General features: G+C 70.1%; 16 protein-coding genes and 1 pseudogene. 14 read left to right on the forward strand and 3 right to left on the reverse strand.

Annotated features, from left to right (window positions below; all coding sequences use genetic code 11):
* The 4 genes and pseudogenes from AWB89_RS27385 to ligA form a co-directional block, all read left to right on the forward strand.
* A pseudogene (locus AWB89_RS27385) lies at window positions 1-527 on the forward strand (PE family protein); the annotation flags it as partial.
* Window positions 528-614: 87 nt separating this feature from the next.
* Entirely contained in the window at window positions 615-1,100 is a 486-nt protein-coding gene (locus AWB89_RS24940) for an SRPBCC family protein (RefSeq protein ID WP_085177316.1), read from the forward strand.
* Complete coding sequence (locus AWB89_RS24945; RefSeq protein ID WP_085177318.1) at window positions 1,097-1,420, forward strand: ArsR/SmtB family transcription factor; 324 nt, start codon at window positions 1,097-1,099, stop codon at window positions 1,418-1,420. The genes AWB89_RS24940 and AWB89_RS24945 overlap by 4 nt, the downstream gene beginning before the upstream one ends.
* 211 nt (window positions 1,421-1,631) lie before the next feature.
* Window positions 1,632-3,716 (forward strand): NAD-dependent DNA ligase LigA, encoded by a 2,085-nt coding sequence (gene ligA, locus AWB89_RS24950; RefSeq protein WP_085177320.1) that lies wholly within the window; start codon window positions 1,632-1,634, stop codon window positions 3,714-3,716.
* A 4-nt stretch (window positions 3,717-3,720) separates the two neighbouring features.
* On the opposite strand, the gene AWB89_RS24955 is transcribed toward ligA, so the two are convergent.
* The gene (locus AWB89_RS24955; RefSeq protein ID WP_142280337.1) at window positions 3,721-4,377 is read right to left on the reverse strand and encodes an ACT domain-containing protein; all 657 of its coding nucleotides are present in this window, start codon (window positions 4,375-4,377) and stop codon (window positions 3,721-3,723) included.
* A gap of 145 nt (window positions 4,378-4,522) precedes the next feature.
* Here AWB89_RS24955 and gatC point away from each other — a divergent pair, with 145 nt between their 5' ends.
* The 6 genes from gatC (at window position 4,523) to AWB89_RS24985 (ending at window position 10,896) form a co-directional block, all read left to right on the forward strand.
* Entirely contained in the window at window positions 4,523-4,822 is a 300-nt protein-coding gene (gene gatC / locus AWB89_RS24960) for an Asp-tRNA(Asn)/Glu-tRNA(Gln) amidotransferase subunit GatC (protein ID WP_068227364.1), read from the forward strand.
* Window positions 4,819-6,306, forward strand: a complete 1,488-nt coding sequence (gatA, locus tag AWB89_RS24965) for an Asp-tRNA(Asn)/Glu-tRNA(Gln) amidotransferase subunit GatA (RefSeq protein ID WP_085177324.1) — start codon at window positions 4,819-4,821, stop codon at window positions 6,304-6,306. Before gatC ends, gatA begins: the two co-directional genes overlap by 4 nt.
* 48 nt (window positions 6,307-6,354) lie before the next feature.
* On the forward strand, window positions 6,355-7,386 hold the full coding sequence (locus AWB89_RS24970; protein WP_085102428.1) for an ATP-dependent 6-phosphofructokinase: 1,032 nt from the start codon (window positions 6,355-6,357) through the stop codon (window positions 7,384-7,386).
* Window positions 7,387-7,519: 133 nt separating this feature from the next.
* A complete protein-coding gene (locus AWB89_RS24975) occupies window positions 7,520-8,671 on the forward strand; it encodes a MinD/ParA family ATP-binding protein (RefSeq protein WP_085177326.1) in 1,152 nt (383 codons plus the stop codon).
* Between the two features lie 89 nt (window positions 8,672-8,760).
* Window positions 8,761-10,272, forward strand: a complete 1,512-nt coding sequence (gene gatB, locus AWB89_RS24980) for an Asp-tRNA(Asn)/Glu-tRNA(Gln) amidotransferase subunit GatB (protein WP_085102432.1) — start codon at window positions 8,761-8,763, stop codon at window positions 10,270-10,272.
* 84 nt (window positions 10,273-10,356) lie between these two features.
* Window positions 10,357-10,896: a flavin reductase family protein gene (locus tag AWB89_RS24985; RefSeq protein WP_085177401.1), complete on the forward strand. Its 540-nt coding sequence runs from the start codon at window positions 10,357-10,359 to the stop codon at window positions 10,894-10,896.
* Here the strand turns inward: AWB89_RS24985 and AWB89_RS24990 are convergent.
* Window positions 10,893-12,014: a PQQ-dependent sugar dehydrogenase gene (locus AWB89_RS24990; RefSeq protein WP_085102434.1), complete on the reverse strand. Its 1,122-nt coding sequence runs from the start codon at window positions 12,012-12,014 to the stop codon at window positions 10,893-10,895. The genes AWB89_RS24985 and AWB89_RS24990 overlap by 4 nt on opposite strands.
* Before the next feature lie 206 nt (window positions 12,015-12,220).
* On the opposite strand from AWB89_RS24990, the gene AWB89_RS24995 reads away from it, so the two are divergent.
* Entirely contained in the window at window positions 12,221-13,078 is an 858-nt protein-coding gene (locus AWB89_RS24995) for a DoxX family protein (protein WP_085177328.1), read from the forward strand.
* 3 nt (window positions 13,079-13,081) lie between these two features.
* Here the strand turns inward: AWB89_RS24995 and AWB89_RS25000 are convergent, their stop codons facing one another.
* Entirely contained in the window at window positions 13,082-13,420 is a 339-nt protein-coding gene (locus tag AWB89_RS25000; protein ID WP_085177403.1) for a PH domain-containing protein, read from the reverse strand.
* A gap of 317 nt (window positions 13,421-13,737) precedes the next feature.
* On the opposite strand from AWB89_RS25000, the gene AWB89_RS25005 reads away from it, so the two are divergent.
* The 3 genes from AWB89_RS25005 to ilvC are packed head-to-tail and all read left to right on the forward strand — an operon-like array spanning window position 13,738 to window position 17,158.
* Window positions 13,738-15,597 carry an acetolactate synthase large subunit gene (locus AWB89_RS25005; protein ID WP_085177330.1) on the forward strand — a complete coding sequence of 620 codons (1,860 nt, stop codon included), beginning with the start codon at window positions 13,738-13,740 and terminating at the stop codon, window positions 15,595-15,597.
* On the forward strand, window positions 15,597-16,103 hold the full coding sequence (ilvN, locus tag AWB89_RS25010; RefSeq protein WP_085177332.1) for an acetolactate synthase small subunit: 507 nt from the start codon (window positions 15,597-15,599) through the stop codon (window positions 16,101-16,103). Before AWB89_RS25005 ends, ilvN begins: the two co-directional genes overlap by 1 nt.
* Before the next feature lie 53 nt (window positions 16,104-16,156).
* On the forward strand, window positions 16,157-17,158 hold the full coding sequence (gene ilvC / locus AWB89_RS25015) for a ketol-acid reductoisomerase (protein WP_085177405.1): 1,002 nt from the start codon (window positions 16,157-16,159) through the stop codon (window positions 17,156-17,158).
* The last annotated feature ends 48 nt before the right edge of the window (window positions 17,159-17,206 follow it).

Genomic DNA, 17,206 nt, shown 5'->3' on the forward strand with positions numbered 1-17,206 from the left:
GGCGGGGCCGGCGGCAGCAGGGCGGTAATGCCGGATGGCTGTTCGGCAGCGGCGGCGCCGGCGGCTCGGGCGGACTCGCCTCGGTCGCGGGCACCGGTGGCAATGGCGGCGCCGGCGGTAACGCCGGACTGTGGTTCTCCAGCGCCGGTGTCGGCGGTGACGGTGGGTTTGGGAACACCGGCGGGGCCGGCGGCAACGGCGGCGACGCCGGCCTGATCGGCTTCGGCGGGGCCGGTGGGTTAGGCGGCCCCGCCAGGACCGGCGTCGCGGGCAACGGCGGGTTCGGCGGCCAAGGCGGTCAGCTGCTCGGCGACGGCGGCGCCGGCGGGGCCGGCGGCACTGCCGGATTCACCGGCAGCGGCGTCGTTGGCACCGGCGGTGCCGGCGGTAACGGCGGCGGCGCCGTGGGGATCGGCGACGGCGGCAACGGCGGCAACGCGGGAATCGGCACGGCGGCCACCGGCACCGCCGGCACCGGTGGCCCGTCCGGGGTCTTCGGACAGAACGGTTCGGACGGACTGACGTAGCCAATTTCGTCCCAGACCGTGCGCAACCAAATGGTTGCGCTTTATCGCCGGGACGTGATTTACTGATACGCAACCAGGAGGTTGCATATGAGTACCGATCGCATTCAGAAACAAGTCGTGTTGCGCGCGCCGCTGGACCGGGTGTGGCGGGCCATCGCCGATGCCGAGCACTTCGGCGAATGGTTCGGGGTCCGCTTCGACGGACCGTTCGTCGCCGGCCAGTCCGTCAACGCGACCATCACGCCGACCACCGTCGACGAGGAGGTCGCCAAACGTCAGGAGCCGCACGCCGGCGTGACGACCACGTGGGAGATCGTCGCGATCGAACCGCAGCGGCGATTCGCCTACCGCTGGCAGCCGTGCGCGGGCGACCCGGACGTCGACGGGGGGCCGGCCACGCTGGTCGAGTTTTCGCTGTCGGAGACGCCCGACGGCGTGCTGCTCACCATCACCGAATCCGGTTTCGACGCGTTCCCCGAGGCGCGCCGCTCGTCGGCCTTCGAGTCCAACTCCGAGGGCTGGGCCATCCAGACCGATCTGGTGCGCCGGTATCTGGAGAGCACCCGCGTGTGAGCGCCCTCAAGGTTGAGGCCGCGCCGATCTTCGACGCCCTTGGAGACCCGAACCGGTTGCGCATCATCGTGCGGCTCTGCGAGGTCGGGCCCAGCTCGACATCGCAAGTCACCGAGGTCATTCCGGTCACGCGGCAGGCGGCCAGCAAGCACCTGCAGCTGCTCGAATCCGCCGGACTGGTCGCCAGCAGCCGTCGGGGCCGCGAGCGAGTCTGGACCGTGCGGACCGAGCCGCTGGCCCAGGCGAGCGACTACCTCACGCAGTTGTCGCGCCGCTGGGACGCCGCGGTCGACCGGCTGCGGGCGTACGTCGAGGAGTGAGCCGGCCGGCCTCATCCGCCACACCAGTCCCGCCCGGGGAGGATGTGCCGTTGTGCCCGCCTCACAGCGACAATCGACTCGGCCGGTGGCGCGCCCGCGGATTGTCGCTATGAGGCGGGCACAAAGGGTGCCGGCTCCGGCAGAGGCGGGTGTGGCAGATGTGGCGGAGGCGTCGCGGGCCGGCGTCGCCCCCCTTCGATAGCCTGCGAAGGTGACTTCAGCCGAAGCGGACCCCGTTGCACCCGAGGTCCGGCGCCAATGGCGGGAACTCGCCGACGAGGTGCGCGAACACCAGTTCCGCTACTACGTGCGCGACGCGCCGATCATCTCCGACGCGGAGTTCGACCAGCTGCTGCGGCGGCTCGAAGCGCTCGAGGAACAGCACCCCGAACTGCGGACGCCCGACTCGCCCACCCAGCTCGTCGGCGGCGCCGGCTTCGCCACCGATTTCACCGAGGCCGAGCACCTGGAGCGGATGCTGTCGCTCGACAACGTCTTCAGCGCCGAGGAATTCGAGCTGTGGGCGGCCCGCGTGCGCGCCGAGGTCGGGGACGACGTGCCCTACCTGTGCGAGCTCAAGATCGACGGCGTCGCGCTGTCGCTGGTGTATCGCGACGGCCGGCTGGCGCGGGCGGCGACCCGCGGTGACGGCCGCACCGGCGAGGACGTGACGCTGAACGCCCGCACCATCGACGACGTCCCGGAGCGGCTCACGCCCGCCAAGGGTTACCCCGTGCCCACGGTTCTCGAGGTGCGCGGGGAGGTCTTCTTCCGCCTCGCCGACTTCGAGGCGCTCAACGCCGCGCTGGTCGAGGACGGCAAGACGCCGTTCGCGAACCCGCGCAACAGCGCCGCGGGTTCGCTGCGGCAGAAGGACCCCGCGGTCACCGCGCGCCGCAAGCTGCGGATGATCTGCCACGGGGTGGGGCACACCGAGGGCTTCCGGCCCGCCACCCTGCACGACGCCTACCTGGCGCTGGGCGCGTGGGGCCTGCCCGTCTCCGAGCACACCACCCGGGTGGAGAACGTGGCGGGGGCGCTGGAGCGCATCACCTACTGGGGCGAGCACCGCCACGACGTCGATCACGAAATCGACGGCGTGGTGGTCAAAGTCGACGACGTGGCGCTGCAGCGCAGGCTCGGGTCCACCTCGCGGGCGCCGCGCTGGGCGATCGCGTACAAGTACCCGCCCCAGGAGGTGCAGACCGAACTCCTCGACATCCGCGTCAACGTCGGCCGGACCGGGCGCGTCACGCCGTTCGCGTTCATGACGCCGGTCAAGGTCGCCGGGTCGACGGTGGGCCTGGCCACCCTGCACAACGCCGCCGAGGTCAAGCGCAAGGGCGTGTTGATCGGCGACACCGTGGTGATCCGCAAGGCCGGCGACGTGATCCCCGAGGTGCTGGGCCCGATCGTCGACCTGCGCGACGGCTCCGAACGCGAATTCGTCATGCCCACAACGTGTCCCGAATGCGGCACCCCGCTCGCCCCGGCGAAGGAGGGCGACGCCGACATCCGCTGCCCCAACGCCCGGTCGTGCCCGGCGCAATTGCGGGAGCGGGTGTTCCACGTCGCCGGCCGCGGCGCGCTGGACATCGAGGGGCTGGGTTACGAGGCCGCCATCGCGCTGCTCCAGGCCGGAGTCATCGCCGACGAGGGCGACCTGTTCACCCTCACCGAGGACGACCTGCTGCGCACCGAGCTGTTCAGGACGAAGGCCGGCGGGCTGTCGGCCAACGGCGCGCGGCTGCTGGCCAATCTCGGTGCGGCAAAGGCGAAGCCGCTGTGGCGGGTGCTGGTGGCGCTGTCGATCCGGCACGTCGGGCCGACGGCCGCCCGCGCGCTGGCCACCGAATTCGGCGACCTGCAGGCGATCGAGGACGCGTCCACCGAGCGGCTGGCCGTGGTGGAGGGCGTCGGCCCCACGATCGCCGCGGCGGTCACCGAATGGTTCACCGTCGACTGGCACCGCGCGATCGTCGACAAGTGGCGGGCGGCCGGGGTGCGGATGGCCGACGAACGCGACGAGAGCGTGCCGCGCACGCTGGAGGGGCTGACCATCGTGGTCACCGGTTCGCTGGCGGGCTTCTCCCGCGACGACGCCAAGGAGGCGATCGTGTCGCGCGGCGGTAAGGCCGCGGGCTCGGTGTCGAAGAAGACCGATTACGTCGTCGCCGGGGACGCGCCCGGATCCAAATACGACAAGGCGGTCGAGCTGGGGGTGCCGATCCTCGACGAGGACGGCTTCCGAAAGCTGTTGGCCGACGGCCCCGCCGAGGAGCCGGCCGCCGAGTGAGGCGTCAGCGCAGCATCGTCGCGACGATGCCGGCGAGGTAGCCCAGCCGGGCCACCTCCGAGGGCCGGAATTCCGGGCCGGGCCGGCCCAGCACCACCGCCGTGTGCGGATCGCCCAGCGGCGCCGCGACCATCGTCATGTTCATGTCGCGCCACGCCGCCGGCACCCACTCGGCGCTCCCGTCGAGCGCCGACGCCCGCTCGATCGGCAGCCAGGGGGCCGAATCGGCCCGCGTTTCGGGGGCGCCCGGGCTGCCGGCGAGGCGCTCGAGCTCGCCGCCCGAACTGCGCAGCACGGTGCACCAGCTGACCCGCAACACCTTGGGCGCCTCGTCGGCGAGGACCTGCAGCCGCGAGGCGTTGTCGCCGGCGGCCGCGACGTGGTCGAGCAGCTCCAGCTCGCGGTGGGCCTCCAGCAGCCCGGTGTGCGGCCGGACGCTGTCCACGCGGACGTTGGGCAGCGACTCGGCCGCGGTGATCAGCCGGTCGGGCATCGCCCCCGGCGGCAGCTCGATGACCAGGTCGTCGATCGCATACCCCGAGCTGCGCTCCACCACGTCGAGCGACAGGATGTCGGCGCCCGCCGAGCCGAGCGCCACCGCCAGCGAGCCCAGGCTGCCCGGCCGGTCGGCCAGCTCGATGCGCAAGAGATACGACGGCACGGCCAACACTGTCGCACAGCTTTGTATCCGCGACATTTCGGCGAGCCCTGCGTGCCCGGCGGTCGCAACCGCCCGGTAGGAGCGATCGCAAGCGCGGCGAAGCCGGGCGCAGCGGGTCGCGACCATCTGGATAGGCTTTCCTGTCGTGTCTCAGATCTCCCGCGACGACGTGGCGCACCTCGCCCGGCTGGCCCGGCTGGCGCTGACCGATGGCGAGCTGGACAGCTTCGCCGGCCAACTCGACGCCATCCTGACCCACGTGAGCCAGATCCAGGCCGTCGACGTCACGGGCGTCGAACCGACCGACAACCCCCTCAAGGACGTCAACGTCACCCGCCCCGACGAGACGACGCCGTGCCTGACGCAGGCCGAGGCGCTGGCCGCGGCGCCCGAAGCCGTCGACGGCCGCTTCGCCGTGCCGCAGATCCTGGGGGACGCCGAGTGACCGAGATCGTCCGCTCCGACGCCGCGACGCTGGCCGCCCGGGTCGCCGCGAAGGAGCTCTCCTCCACCGAAATCACCCGGGCCTGCCTGGACCGCATCGTGGCGACCGACGACCGGTACCACGCGTTTTTGCACGTGGCGGCCGACGAGGCGCTGGCGGCCGCGGCGGCCGTCGACACGGCGGTGGCCGCCGGCGAGCGGCTGCCGTCGGCGCTGGCCGGGGTCCCGCTGGCGCTCAAGGACGTGTTCACCACCGTCGACATGCCCACCACCTGCGGCTCCAAGATCCTGGAGGGCTGGCGTTCCCCCTACGACGCGACCGTCACCGCGCGGTTGCGCGCCGCGGGTATCCCGATCCTGGGCAAGACGAACATGGACGAGTTCGCGATGGGCAGCTCGACGGAAAACTCCGCCTACGGCCCCACCCGCAACCCGTGGGACCTCGACCGGGTGCCCGGCGGCTCGGGCGGCGGCAGCGCGGCGGCGCTGGCCGCGTTCCAGGCGCCGCTGGCCATCGGCACCGACACCGGCGGCTCCATCCGCCAGCCGGCCGCGCTGACCGCGACCGTCGGCGTCAAGCCCACCTACGGGACGGTGTCCCGCTACGGGCTGGTGGCGTGCGCGTCGTCGCTGGATCAGGGCGGCCCGTGCGCGCGCACCGTGCTGGACACCGCGCTGCTGCACCAGGTGATCGCCGGGCACGACGGCCGCGATTCGACGTCCGTCGACGCCGAGGTCCCCGACGTCGTGGCCGCCGCCAAGGCCGGCGCGGAGGGCGACCTGCGGGGCGTGCGCGTCGGGGTGGTGCGCCAGCTGCGCGGCGAGGGCTACCAGCCGGGGGTGCTCACGTCGTTCGAGGCGGCCGTCAAGACGCTCACCGAGCTGGGCGCCGAGGTCAGCGAGGTCGACTGCCCGCACTTCGACCACGCGCTGGCCGCCTACTACCTGATCCTGCCGTCGGAGGTGTCCAGCAACCTGGCCCGCTTCGACGCGATGCGCTACGGGCTGCGGGTCGGTGACGACGGCACGCACAGCGCCGAGGAGGTCATGGCGCTGACCCGCGCCGCCGGCTTCGGGCCGGAGGTCAAGCGGCGCATCATGATCGGCACCTACGCGCTGTCGGCCGGCTACTACGACGCCTACTACAACCAGGCGCAGAAGGTCCGCACCCTGATCGCCCGCGATCTCGACCGAGCCTACGAATCCGTCGACGTGCTGGTCTCGCCCGCGACGCCGACCACCGCGTTCCCGCTCGGCGAAAAGGTCGACGACCCGCTGGCGATGTATCTGTTCGACCTGTGCACGCTGCCGCTGAACCTGGCCGGCCACTGCGGCATGTCGGTGCCGTCGGGGCTGTCCACGGACGACGATCTGCCGGTGGGCCTGCAGATCATGGCCCCCGCGCTGGCCGACGACCGGCTGTACCGGGTGGGCGCCGCGTACGAGGCGGCCCGCGGCCCGCTGCCCGCGCCCCCGACGGCTTAGTCGCGCGTTAGTCGCGCCATCGCCGGGCCGCCCAGGCAAGATAAAAAGATGCGGATCGGAATTCTCACCGGCGGCGGCGACTGCCCGGGGCTCAACGCCGTCATCCGGGCGGTGGTGCGCACCTGCGACTCGCGGTACGGGTCGTCGGTGGTCGGGTTCCAGGACGGCTGGCGCGGTTTGCTGGAGAACCGGCGCATCCAGCTGCAGAACGACGACCGCAACGACCGCTTGCTCGCCAAGGGCGGAACGATGCTGGGCACCGCCCGAGTGCATCCCGACAAGCTGCGCGCCGGGCTGAACCAGATCAAGCAGACCCTCGACGACAACGGCATCGACGTGCTGATCCCGATCGGCGGCGAGGGCACGCTGACCGCCGCGCATTGGCTGTCGGAAGAAAACGTTCCCGTGGTCGGCGTGCCCAAGACCATCGACAACGACATCGATTGCACCGACGTGACTTTCGGCCACGACACCGCGCTGACCGTGGCGACCGACGCCATCGATCGGTTGCACAGCACGGCCGAATCCCACCAGCGGGTGATGCTGGTGGAGGTGATGGGCCGGCATGCGGGATGGATCGCGCTGAACGCCGGGCTGGCGTCCGGCGCGCACATGACGTTGATCCCCGAGCAGCCCTTCGACGTCGAGGAGGTCTGCCGGCTCGTCAAACGTCGCTTCCAGCGCGGGGATTCGCACTTCATCTGCGTCGTCGCCGAGGGCGCCAAGCCGGTGGCCGGCTCAATCAGCTTGCGGGAAGGCGGGATTGACGAGTTCGGCCATGAGCGCTTCACCGGGGTCGCCGCGCAGCTGGGCGCCGAGGTCGAGACGCGGATCAACAAGGAGGTCCGGGTGACCGTGCTGGGCCACGTCCAGCGGGGCGGCACCCCGACGGCCTACGACCGGGTGCTCGCGACCCGGTTCGGCGTCAACGCGGCCGACGCCGCCCACGCCGGGGAGTACGGCCAGATGGTGTCGCTGCGCGGCCAGGACATCGGGCGGGTGCCGCTGGCGGACGCTACGCGCCAGCTCAAGCTGGTGCCCGACAGCCGCTACGACGACGCCGCGGCCTTTTTCGGCTAGCCGACGACTGTGCAAACAACCGGTGGCCCCCACCTGACGCCCGCCTGAATTTGCCGCCGAATTGGGCAGCTCACCCGAGGTGGGCGCCATTTTGGTGGTTTTCTGCCAGCTCAAAGCGGTTATACCTGGACCTATGAGCAACCGCGGTTCACTTCGCGGAATCGTTCACCAACCGCCTGCTTCGGCGGGGCCCCCGCGCCCGCCGGGCCGTCAACGGCCGCCGCCGGAGTGGCGCGTCGGCGCCGACGCGGTTTCCCCCACGGTCCCGCAGCCCCCGCCCACCACGCCCGCGCCGGCGCGCCGCGTGCAACACCGCCGCCCCGAGCTGACGGTCGGCGGGACCGCGCTCGACGGCCTCGACCAGCAGGAGCCCGACGACTCCGGCGGGTTCAACTGGCGCGACCTGATCCGCCGGCTGACCGGGATCAATATCGGCCCGGGCAAGGACCTGGCGTACGAGCAAGAGCTGCGGAATCGCATCCGCACACCCGTCGGGGGCGCGTTTCCCATCGCCGTCCTCAACCTCAAGGGCGGTGTCGGCAAGACCGTGGTGGTCGAGGCGCTCGGTTCGACCTTCGCCGCCGTGCGCGACGACCGGGTGATCGCCGTGGACATCGACGCCGGCGACCTGGCCGAGCGCCACGGCCGCCGCAACCCGCTGAGCATGGCCGACCTACTCCGGGAGGGCGCCCCCACGCAGTATTCCGACGTGCGGGCGCACACGTACAAGAACAGCTTCGGGCTCGAGGTGCTGGGGCTGCCGGACTACTCACGCACCGACTGGCGGCTGGAGCGCCACGACGTCGTCAAAGCATTTTCGATTCTGCGCAAACACTATTCGGTGCTGTTGGTGGACTGCGTCAAGGCGGTCAACTCGGCCGTGATGGACGCCGTGCTGCCGGAGGCCCGGGCACTGGTGGTGGTCACCAGCACGTCGATCGACGCGATACGCAAGACCAAGACGACGCTGGATCTGTTGCGCAACAACGGCTATCAGCGATTGATGCCCTCGACGGTGCTCGCGATCAACCACGTCGAGGCCGGCAAGGTCGGCGTGGTGGCGGCCAAGGAGCTCGAGCAACTGTCGGCCCGCGTCGGGGTGACCGTCGTGCTGCCGTTCGACCGGCACGTGCACGACGGCAAGGAGATCGGCCTGGATCGGCTGAGCAAGGACAGCCGGCGCAGCTACCTGGAGATGGCCGCCGCGATCGCCGACATGTTCGCAGAGCACGGCGCGCCGCAAAACCTCCGGTTGGGCGCTCGCCGAACGCCGCACGGGCGCTGAGCGGCGGGCGGCCGACCGTCGTTGTCATCGCGTGGTGACCCGCAGCGGCCGGCTTCGCCGCCCTCGCGATCACCACTACGATCGACGGCATGAGTATTGCCGCCGCGGCCGAACTGATGGAGTACGACGAGGTCATCGCGCGCTTTGACCCGGTCCTCGGCCTCGAGGTGCACGTCGAGCTGTCCACCGTGACCAAGATGTTCTGCGGTTGCGCCACCGCGTTCGGCGCCGAACCCAACACGCAGGTCTGCCCGGTATGCCTCGGGCTGCCGGGCTCGCTGCCGGTGCTCAACGAGGCGGCGGTGCAGTCGGCGATCCGAATCGGGCTGGCGCTGAATTGCGAGATCGTGCCGTGGTGCCGCTTCGCGCGGAAGAACTACTTCTATCCCGACATGCCGAAGAACTACCAGATCTCGCAGTACGACGAGCCCATCGCCATCAACGGCTACCTGGACGCGCCGCTGGAAGACGGCAGCACCTGGCGGGTGGAGATCGAGCGGGCGCACATGGAAGAGGACACCGGCAAGCTCACCCACCTGGGCAGCGAAACCGGCCGCATCCACGGCGCGACGACATCGCTGATCGACTACAACCGTGCCGGGGTCCCGCTGATCGAGATCGTCACCAAGCCGATCGTGGGCGCCGGCGCGCGGGCCCCGCAGATCGCCCGGGCCTACGTCACCGCGCTGCGAGACCTGTTGCGCGCGTTGGACGTGTCGGACGTCCGGATGGATCAGGGCTCGATGCGTTGTGACGCCAACGTGTCACTGATGCCGACGGGGACAACGGAATTCGGCACCCGGACCGAGACCAAGAACGTCAACTCGCTCAAAAGCGTCGAGGTCGCGGTGCGCTATGAAATGCAGCGCCAGGGCGCCGTCCTGGCCTCCGGCGGCCGGATCACCCAGGAAACCAGGCACTTTCACGAGTCCGGCTACACCAGCCCGGGCCGCACCAAGGAGACGGCCGAGGACTACCGCTATTTCCCCGAGCCCGACCTGGAGCCCGTCGCGCCCAGCCGCGAGCTCGTCGAGCAGTTGCGGCAGACCATCCCCGAGCTGCCGTGGTTGAGCCGCAAGCGGATCCAGCAGGAGTGGGGCGTCTCCGACGAGGTGATGCGCGACCTCGTCAACGCAGGCGCCGTCGATCTGGTCATCCAGACCGTCAAGCACGGCGCGTCGAGCGAGCAGGCCCGCGCCTGGTGGGGAAACTTCTTGGTGCAGAAGGCCAATGAGGCCAACGTCGAGTTGGACGAGCTGGCCATCACCCCGGCCCAGGTCGCCGCGGTCATCGCGCTGGTCGACGAGGGCAAGCTGTCGAACAAGCTGGCCCGCCAGGTGGTCGAGGGCGTGCTCGCGGGGGAGGGCGAACCCGACCAGGTGATGACCGCGCGCGGTCTGGCCCTGGTGCGCGACGACTCGGTGACGCAGGCCGCCGTCGACGAGGCCCTGGCCGCCAATCCCGATGTCGCCGAAAAGATCCGCGGCGGCAAGGTGGCCGCGGCCGGCGCGATCGTCGGCGCGGTGATGAAGGCCACCCGGGGACAGGCCGACGCGGCGCGGGTGCGCGAACTCGTGCTGGCGGCCTGCGGTCAGGGCTGACCGGCTCCGGCGCCGGCCGATCCCGCAAAAACAGTTTTCTAAAACGTCGCGCGGACCCATGATGGTCATGTGTTCGACGACCTGATGGCCATGCTGGACAGCCCGGTGTTCGTCGTGACCACCTCGACCGAAGGCCAGCCGTCGGGTTGCCTGATCAGTTTCGCCACTCAAACCAGCGTGCGGCCGCCGAGCTTCATGGTCGTGATCCCGCGCAGCAGCGGCACCTGCGACGCGGCCCGCCGGTCCGAACACCTGGCGGTGCACGTGCTGGCGCAGCACCAGGTCGCCCTGGCCGAGCTGTTCGACGGCGAAACGGACGACGAGGCCGGCAAATTCGCGCACTGCTCGTGGCGCGTCGGCCCCAACGGGATGCCGATCCTCGACGAGGCCATCGCGTGGTTCGTCGGAAAGACCGCGTACTGGATCGACATCGGCGACCACGTGGGCTACATCGTGGAACCCGTCGCCGGCTGGGTCCCGGAGTCCGACGAGGACGTGCTCTACCTGTCCGACCTCGACGAGCTCGAACCCGGCCAGGAGGCGCCGGAGCGGTTCGTCCTGCACAAGCCGGCCGCCGAGCCGCGCAAATACGGCATCAGGTTCACCCTCGACGGGCCCGTTTAGGTCTTGTCGTCGTTGTTCCGCGGGAAGCCGCCGCCCTGCGGGAACAGCGGGAACACCACGTCGTCGAGTTTCTCGGCGTCCCCGGCGGTCTTGTTGACCGTTGCGCCCCAGACGTTTCCGTCCGGCGACATCCGCAGCGCCCACGCGTGGGCGTGGGTGTCCTTGCGGACCACGTCGGGTTCGCCGGTGACCGCGCCCGTCGACGGCGCCAGGCGCACCGCGACCGTCAGCTTGGTGTTGATCAGGTTCACCAGCACGGTGCCGTCCATCGCCGCGCAGCCGGCCACGCCGGGCTTGTCCGGCCACGTCCACACCGTGGAGACCTCCGAGGTCTTGGTGATGCGCTGCAGGCGATCCGCGGTGGGGGTGCGGTCGGCGACGTACAGCGAGCCGTCGACGGGGTCGATGCACATGCCGCCGCCGGAGCCGACCCCGGACAGCGCGGTCGTCGGCGGCGCCTGGCCGATGGTGGTCGGCTGCTCGATGCGCAGCACCTTGCCGGCCAGGGACTTGGGGTCGGCGGCCATCGCCGGGTTGCCCGCGTCGCCGGTCATCACGACCAGCGTGGTGGGGCTGGTGAAGATCAGCGCCCCGGTGTTTCCGGTGGCGCCCTTGGGGATCCCGGTCAGGATGTCCTTCGGGATGTCCCCGTCGGCCACCCGGATCACCCGGTTGTCGGTGGGCGTGCTGATGTAGGCGTACATCAGCCGGTCCTGCTGGTACGTCGGCGACAGCACGATGTCCATCAGGCCGCCGTCACCGGACGGGTCGACCGGGATGACCGTCTTGACCTTCGGCTCGGCGCTGACGGAGATGTCCTTGACGGCGCCGGTGGTGCGCTCGGCGACCAACGCGGTTTTGCTGTCCGGGCCCATGATCAGGCCGCTGGTGCTCTCCAGGCAGCCCTGCATGACCCCGGGGGCCGGGCAGGCCTTGGGGAAGGGCGTCGGCGGCAGCGGGGGCGGCGGGGGAGGCGTCGAGCTCGGCTGGGGCTTGAGTTCGGGGTTGGTGGTGAACGGCTGGGACTGGGCGTCGTTGAACCGCGCGCAGCCGCTCGCGACCAGCACCACAGCGGACAACGCGGCGAGCGCGCCGCGAACCGAACGCCGTATCCGCATGATCGACAGGCTACGGACTGCGCGGGCGGCGCCGCCACACGCGTGCCCGTGCGCCGCCGGTGAGGGCCGATTTCAGGCCGGTTCCGGCCGTCGCGGGCGCGCGGGAGGGCCATTTTCGACCGATTCGGGCCGATTTGGCGGACTAAGTGCGCGAAAGCGCCGCTCAAATCCCCGATTCGGGCCCTTTTGCCCTTACCCTGACACCCGTGACCAGTCAATCGAATGACGCACCTTGGCAGCGGCCGGGCGAAACCCCGGAGCCGATCCCCGGGCGCCCCGCCTCGGCGCGCCTGGTCGACCCCGAGGATGACCTGACGCCGGTCGGGTACCCGGGCGATTTCGGAACCACCACGGTCATCCCCTACCAGGACCCTAACCAGCACGCCGGGCCGGGCGCGGGCGGCTACCACCTGCTCGACCAGCAGGAACCCCTGCCGTACGTCCAGCCGGCCTCGGTGGCCCAGGCGGCGCCGATCTCGGCCACCGAGCCGGCCCAGATCGACGCCGAGCCCGACGACGAGCGGCATCGCGACGTCGGCAGGCGCGGCACCCAGCACCTGGGCCTGCTGGTGTTGCGGGTCGGCCTGGGCGTGGTGCTCGGCGCCCACGGGCTGCAGAAGCTGTTCGGCTGGTGGGGCGGCGGGGGCCTGACCGGGCTGAAGAACTCCCTGTCCGACGTGGGCTACCACCACGCCGACATCCTCGCGTACGTCAGCGCGGGCGGAGAGATCGTCGCCGCCGTGCTGCTGATCCTGGGGCTGTTCACCCCGATCGCCGCGGCGGGCGCCCTGGCGTTCCTGATCAACGAACTGCTGGCCACGGTGTCGGGTGGCTCCCGTTCGCACGCCTTCTCGTACTTCCTGCCGCAGGGGCACGAGTACCAGATCACCCTGATCTTCCTGGCCGCCGCCGTCGTCCTGTGCGGGCCGGGCCGCTACGGCCTCGACGCCAACCGGGGCTGGGCGCACCGGCCCTTCATCGGCTCGTTCGTGGCCCTGCTGGCCGGCATCGCCGCCGGCGTCGCGGTGTGGGTCCTGCTCAACGGGGTCAACCCGATCGCCTGATCCTCACCGGTAGGGGTTGGGCACCCGCCCCGCGCTGGCCTCGGTCAGCTGCGGCAGCGTCGCGAAGGTGACGGCGGGCAAGCGCAGCTCCGCGCCGCTTTTGAGGCGGGCGCGCGCCCAGGAACCGCGGGAAAAGCGCAGCCCCTCGATTTCGTCCCAGCGCACCGTCCGGCTGCCCAGCAGCGTCCGGACGGTCACGCCCTGCTCGTCGGCGACCGTGCGCAGCCGGATGATCAACGCGGACAACACCACCGGGATGATCAGCAGCGGCGCGCACACCGGCCAGGCCAGCACCGGTATCAGCAGACCGAGGGTGAAGAAGCCGACGGCGAAGTGGGCCATCGGCGACACCTTGATCAGCACGGGGGAATCGGTAGCCACGGGAGCATCCTTTCACCGCTGGCCCATCGGGCACACGGGGGCCGGATTTGACTCCTGAGCTGTGCGAAGGCTACCGTCGGACGCTATGGATACCGCCGGAAAGCCCGGAATGCTCGTAGTACTTAGTCAGCGCGTTGGTGGCTGACCGGCTCTTCGGCATTTGAAGCTATCCAGCACCAACGCGCAACCCTCGTTCAGCGGCCGAGCTGACGGGGGTTTTTTCTTGCGCGGCAACGAGACATAAACGACGAAGCGTGAACAAGAGGGCGAGGACGACAGTGAGCGCACCCACCAAGCCGGCGACGCCTGACGCGGCCAGCGTCGCCACCGACGCCGTGAAGCCCGCGGCCAAGACGCCGGCGGCACAGCCGAAACGCGTTGGGCCCGAACAACTTACCGGCGCCCAATCGGTGATCCGGTCGCTGGAGGAGCTCGAGGTCGAGGTGATCTTCGGGATTCCCGGCGGCGCCGTGCTGCCGGTCTACGACCCGCTGTTCGATTCGAAAAAGCTGCGCCACGTGCTGGTTCGGCACGAGCAGGGCGCCGGCCACGCGGCCAGCGGCTACGCGCACGCCACCGGCAAGGTCGGGGTCTGCATGGCGACCTCCGGTCCCGGCGCCACCAACCTGGTGACGCCGCTGGCCGACGCCCAGATGGACTCGATCCCCGTCGTCGCCATCACCGGGCAGGTCGGCCGGGGGCTGATCGGCACCGATGCCTTCCAGGAGGCCGACATCTCGGGCATCACGATGCCGATCACCAAGCACAACTTCCTGGTCCGCTCCGGCGACGAGATCCCCCGGGTGCTGGCCGAGGCGTTCCACATCGCCGCCTCGGGCCGTCCCGGCGCGGTGCTCGTCGACATCCCCAAGGACGTGCTGCAGGGCCAGTGCACGTTCAGCTGGCCGCCCCGGATGGACCTGCCCGGCTACAAGCCGAACACCAAGCCGCACAACCGGCAGGTCCGCGAGGCCGCCAAGCTGATCGCGGCCGCGCACAAGCCGGTGCTCTACGTCGGCGGCGGGGTCATCCGCGGCGACGCCACCGAGCAGCTGCGCGAGCTGGCCGAGCTGACCGGCATCCCGGTGGTCACCACGCTGATGGCGCGCGGCGCCTTCCCGGACAGCCACCCCCAGCACATGGGCATGCCCGGCATGCACGGCACGGTGGCCGCGGTGGCGGCGCTGCAGCGCAGCGACCTGCTGATCGCGCTGGGCACCCGGTTCGACGACCGGGTGACCGGAAAGCTGGACTCGTTCGCCCCGGAGGCCAAGGTCATCCACGCCGACATCGACCCGGCCGAGATCGGCAAGAACCGGCACGCCGACGTGCCGATCGTCGGCGACGTCAAGGCCGTCATCACCGATCTCATCGCGATGCTGCGCCACCACGACGTCCCCGGCAACATCGAGATGACCGAGTGGTGGGCCTACCTGAACGGCGTCCAGTCCACCTACCCGCTGAGCTACGGCCCGCAGAGCGACGGCAGCCTCAGCCCCGAGTACGTCATCGAGAAGCTGGGCGAGATCGCCGGGCCCGACGCCGTGTACGTCGCCGGCGTCGGCCAACACCAGATGTGGGCCGCGCAGTTCATCTCCTACGAAAAGCCGCGAACCTGGCTGAATTCCGGCGGGCTGGGCACCATGGGGTTCGCCATTCCGGCGGCCATGGGCGCCAAGATCGCCCGCCCGGACGCCGAGGTGTGGGCGATCGACGGGGACGGCTGCTTCCAGATGACCAACCAGGAGCTGGCCACCTGCGCGATCGAGGGCGCGCCGATCAAGGTGGCGCTGATCAACAACGGCAACCTGGGCATGGTGCGCCAGTGGCAGACGCTGTTCTACCAGGAGCGCTACTCGCAGACCGACCTTGCCACGCACTCGCACCGCATCCCCGACTTCGTCAAGCTGGCCGAGGCGCTGGGTTGCGTCGGATTGCGTTGCGAGCGTGCCGAAGACGTCGTCGACGTGATCAACCAGGCCCGCGCGATCAATGACCGCCCGGTGGTGATCGACTTCATCGTCGGCGCCGACGCGCAGGTCTGGCCGATGGTGGCCGCCGGCACCAGCAACGACGAGATCCAGGCGGCCCGCGGCATTCGCCCGCTGTTCGACGACGAGACCGAGGGGCACGCCTGATGAACCCGCAAACCCACACGCTGTCGGTGCTGGTCGAGGACAAACCCGGTGTGCTCGCGCGGGTCGCGGCGCTGTTCTCCCGGCGCGGGTTCAACATCGAGTCGCTCGCCGTCGGCGCGACCGAGCAGAAGGACATGTCCCGGATGACGATCGTGGTCTCCGCCGAGGAGACCCCGCTCGAGCAGATCACCAAGCAGCTCAACAAGCTGATCAACGTGATCAAGATCATCGAGCAGGACGAGGACAACTCGGTGTCCCGCGAGCTGGCAATGATCAAGGTGCGCGCCGACGCCGGCACCCGCAGCCAGGTGATCGAGGCGGTGAACCTGTTCCGCGCCAAGGTGATCGACGTGTCGCCGGAATCGCTGACCATCGAGGCCACCGGCGACCGCGGCAAGATCGAGGCGTTCCTGCGCGTGCTGGAGCCGTTCGGCATCCGCGAGATCGCCCAATCCGGAATGGTGTCGCTCTCGCGCGGTCCGCGCGGAATGGGCACCGCCAAATAAGTTTTCGGCTGATTGACGAGAAGGAGAAAGAAGTGCCAGCACAGGCATTGGAGATGTTCTACGACGACGACGCGGACCTGACGATCATCCAGGGGCGCAAGGTCGGCGTCATCGGGTACGGCAGCCAGGGGCACGCGCACTCGCTGAGCCTGCGTGACTCCGGGGTCCAGGTGCGGGTCGGCCTCAAGGAGGGTTCGAAGTCGCGGGCCAAGGTGGAGGAGCAGGGTCTGGACGTCGACACCCCCGCCGAGGTCGCCAAGTGGGCCGACGTCATCATGCTGCTGGCTCCCGACACCGCCCAGGCCGACATCTTCAAGAACGAGATCGAGCCGAACCTGAAGGACGGCGACGCGCTGTTTTTCGGTCACGGGCTCAACATTCACTTCGGCCTGATCAAGCCGCCCGCCGATGTGACCATCGCGATGGTCGCCCCGAAGGGGCCCGGCCACCTGGTGCGCCGCCAGTTCGTCGACGGCAAGGGCGTGCCCTGCCTGATCGCCGTCGACCAGGACCCGACCGGGCAGGGCGAGGCGCTGGCGCTGTCGTACGCCAAGGCGATCGGCGGCACCCGCGCGGGCGTCATCAAGACCACGTTCAAGGACGAGACCGAAACCGACCTGTTCGGTGAGCAGGCCGTGTTGTGCGGCGGCACAGAGGAATTGGTGAAGGCCGGTTTCGACATCATGGTCGAGGCGGGCTACCCGCCGGAGATGGCGTACTTCGAGGTGCTGCACGAGCTCAAGCTGATCGTCGACCTGATGTACGAGGGCGGCATCGCCCGGATGAACTACTCGGTGTCCGACACCGCCGAGTTCGGCGGCTACCTGTCGGGGCCTCGCGTCATCGACGAGGGCACCAAGGACCGGATGCGGGAGATCCTGCGCGACATCCAGAACGGCGACTTCGTCAAGAAGCTGGTCGCCAACGTCGAGGGCGGCAACAAGCAACTCGAGCAGCTGCGCAAGGAGAACGCCGAGCACCCCATCGAGGTCACCGGCAAGAAGCTGCGCGACCTGATGAGCTGGGTGGACCGGCCGATCACCGAGACGGCGTAAATCCTTTCGCCGAGCGTGAAGCTGTTGCGAAATTTTCGGCCAATTCTC

It is taken from the genome of Mycobacterium paraense, from assembly GCF_002101815.1.
In the GTDB taxonomy this organism is placed as follows: Bacteria; Actinomycetota; Actinomycetes; order Mycobacteriales; family Mycobacteriaceae; genus Mycobacterium; species Mycobacterium paraense.

Coding starts and splice junctions, on each gene's coding strand:
- AWB89_RS24940 (WP_085177316.1), top strand. CDS start 615: ATGAGTACCGATCGCATTCAGAAACAAGTCGTGTTGCGCGCGCCGCTG.
- AWB89_RS24970 (WP_085102428.1), top strand. CDS start 6,355: ATGCGGATCGGAATTCTCACCGGCGGCGGCGACTGCCCGGGGCTCAAC.
- AWB89_RS24975 (WP_085177326.1), top strand. CDS start 7,520: ATGAGCAACCGCGGTTCACTTCGCGGAATCGTTCACCAACCGCCTGCT.
- gatB (WP_085102432.1), top strand. CDS start 8,761: ATGAGTATTGCCGCCGCGGCCGAACTGATGGAGTACGACGAGGTCATC.
- AWB89_RS24985 (WP_085177401.1), top strand. CDS start 10,357: ATGGCCATGCTGGACAGCCCGGTGTTCGTCGTGACCACCTCGACCGAA.
- AWB89_RS24990 (WP_085102434.1), bottom strand. CDS start 12,014: ATGCGGATACGGCGTTCGGTTCGCGGCGCGCTCGCCGCGTTGTCCGCT.
- AWB89_RS25000 (WP_085177403.1), bottom strand. CDS start 13,420: ATGGCCCACTTCGCCGTCGGCTTCTTCACCCTCGGTCTGCTGATACCG.
- ilvN (WP_085177332.1), top strand. CDS start 15,597: ATGAACCCGCAAACCCACACGCTGTCGGTGCTGGTCGAGGACAAACCC.
- ilvC (WP_085177405.1), top strand. CDS start 16,157: ATGTTCTACGACGACGACGCGGACCTGACGATCATCCAGGGGCGCAAG.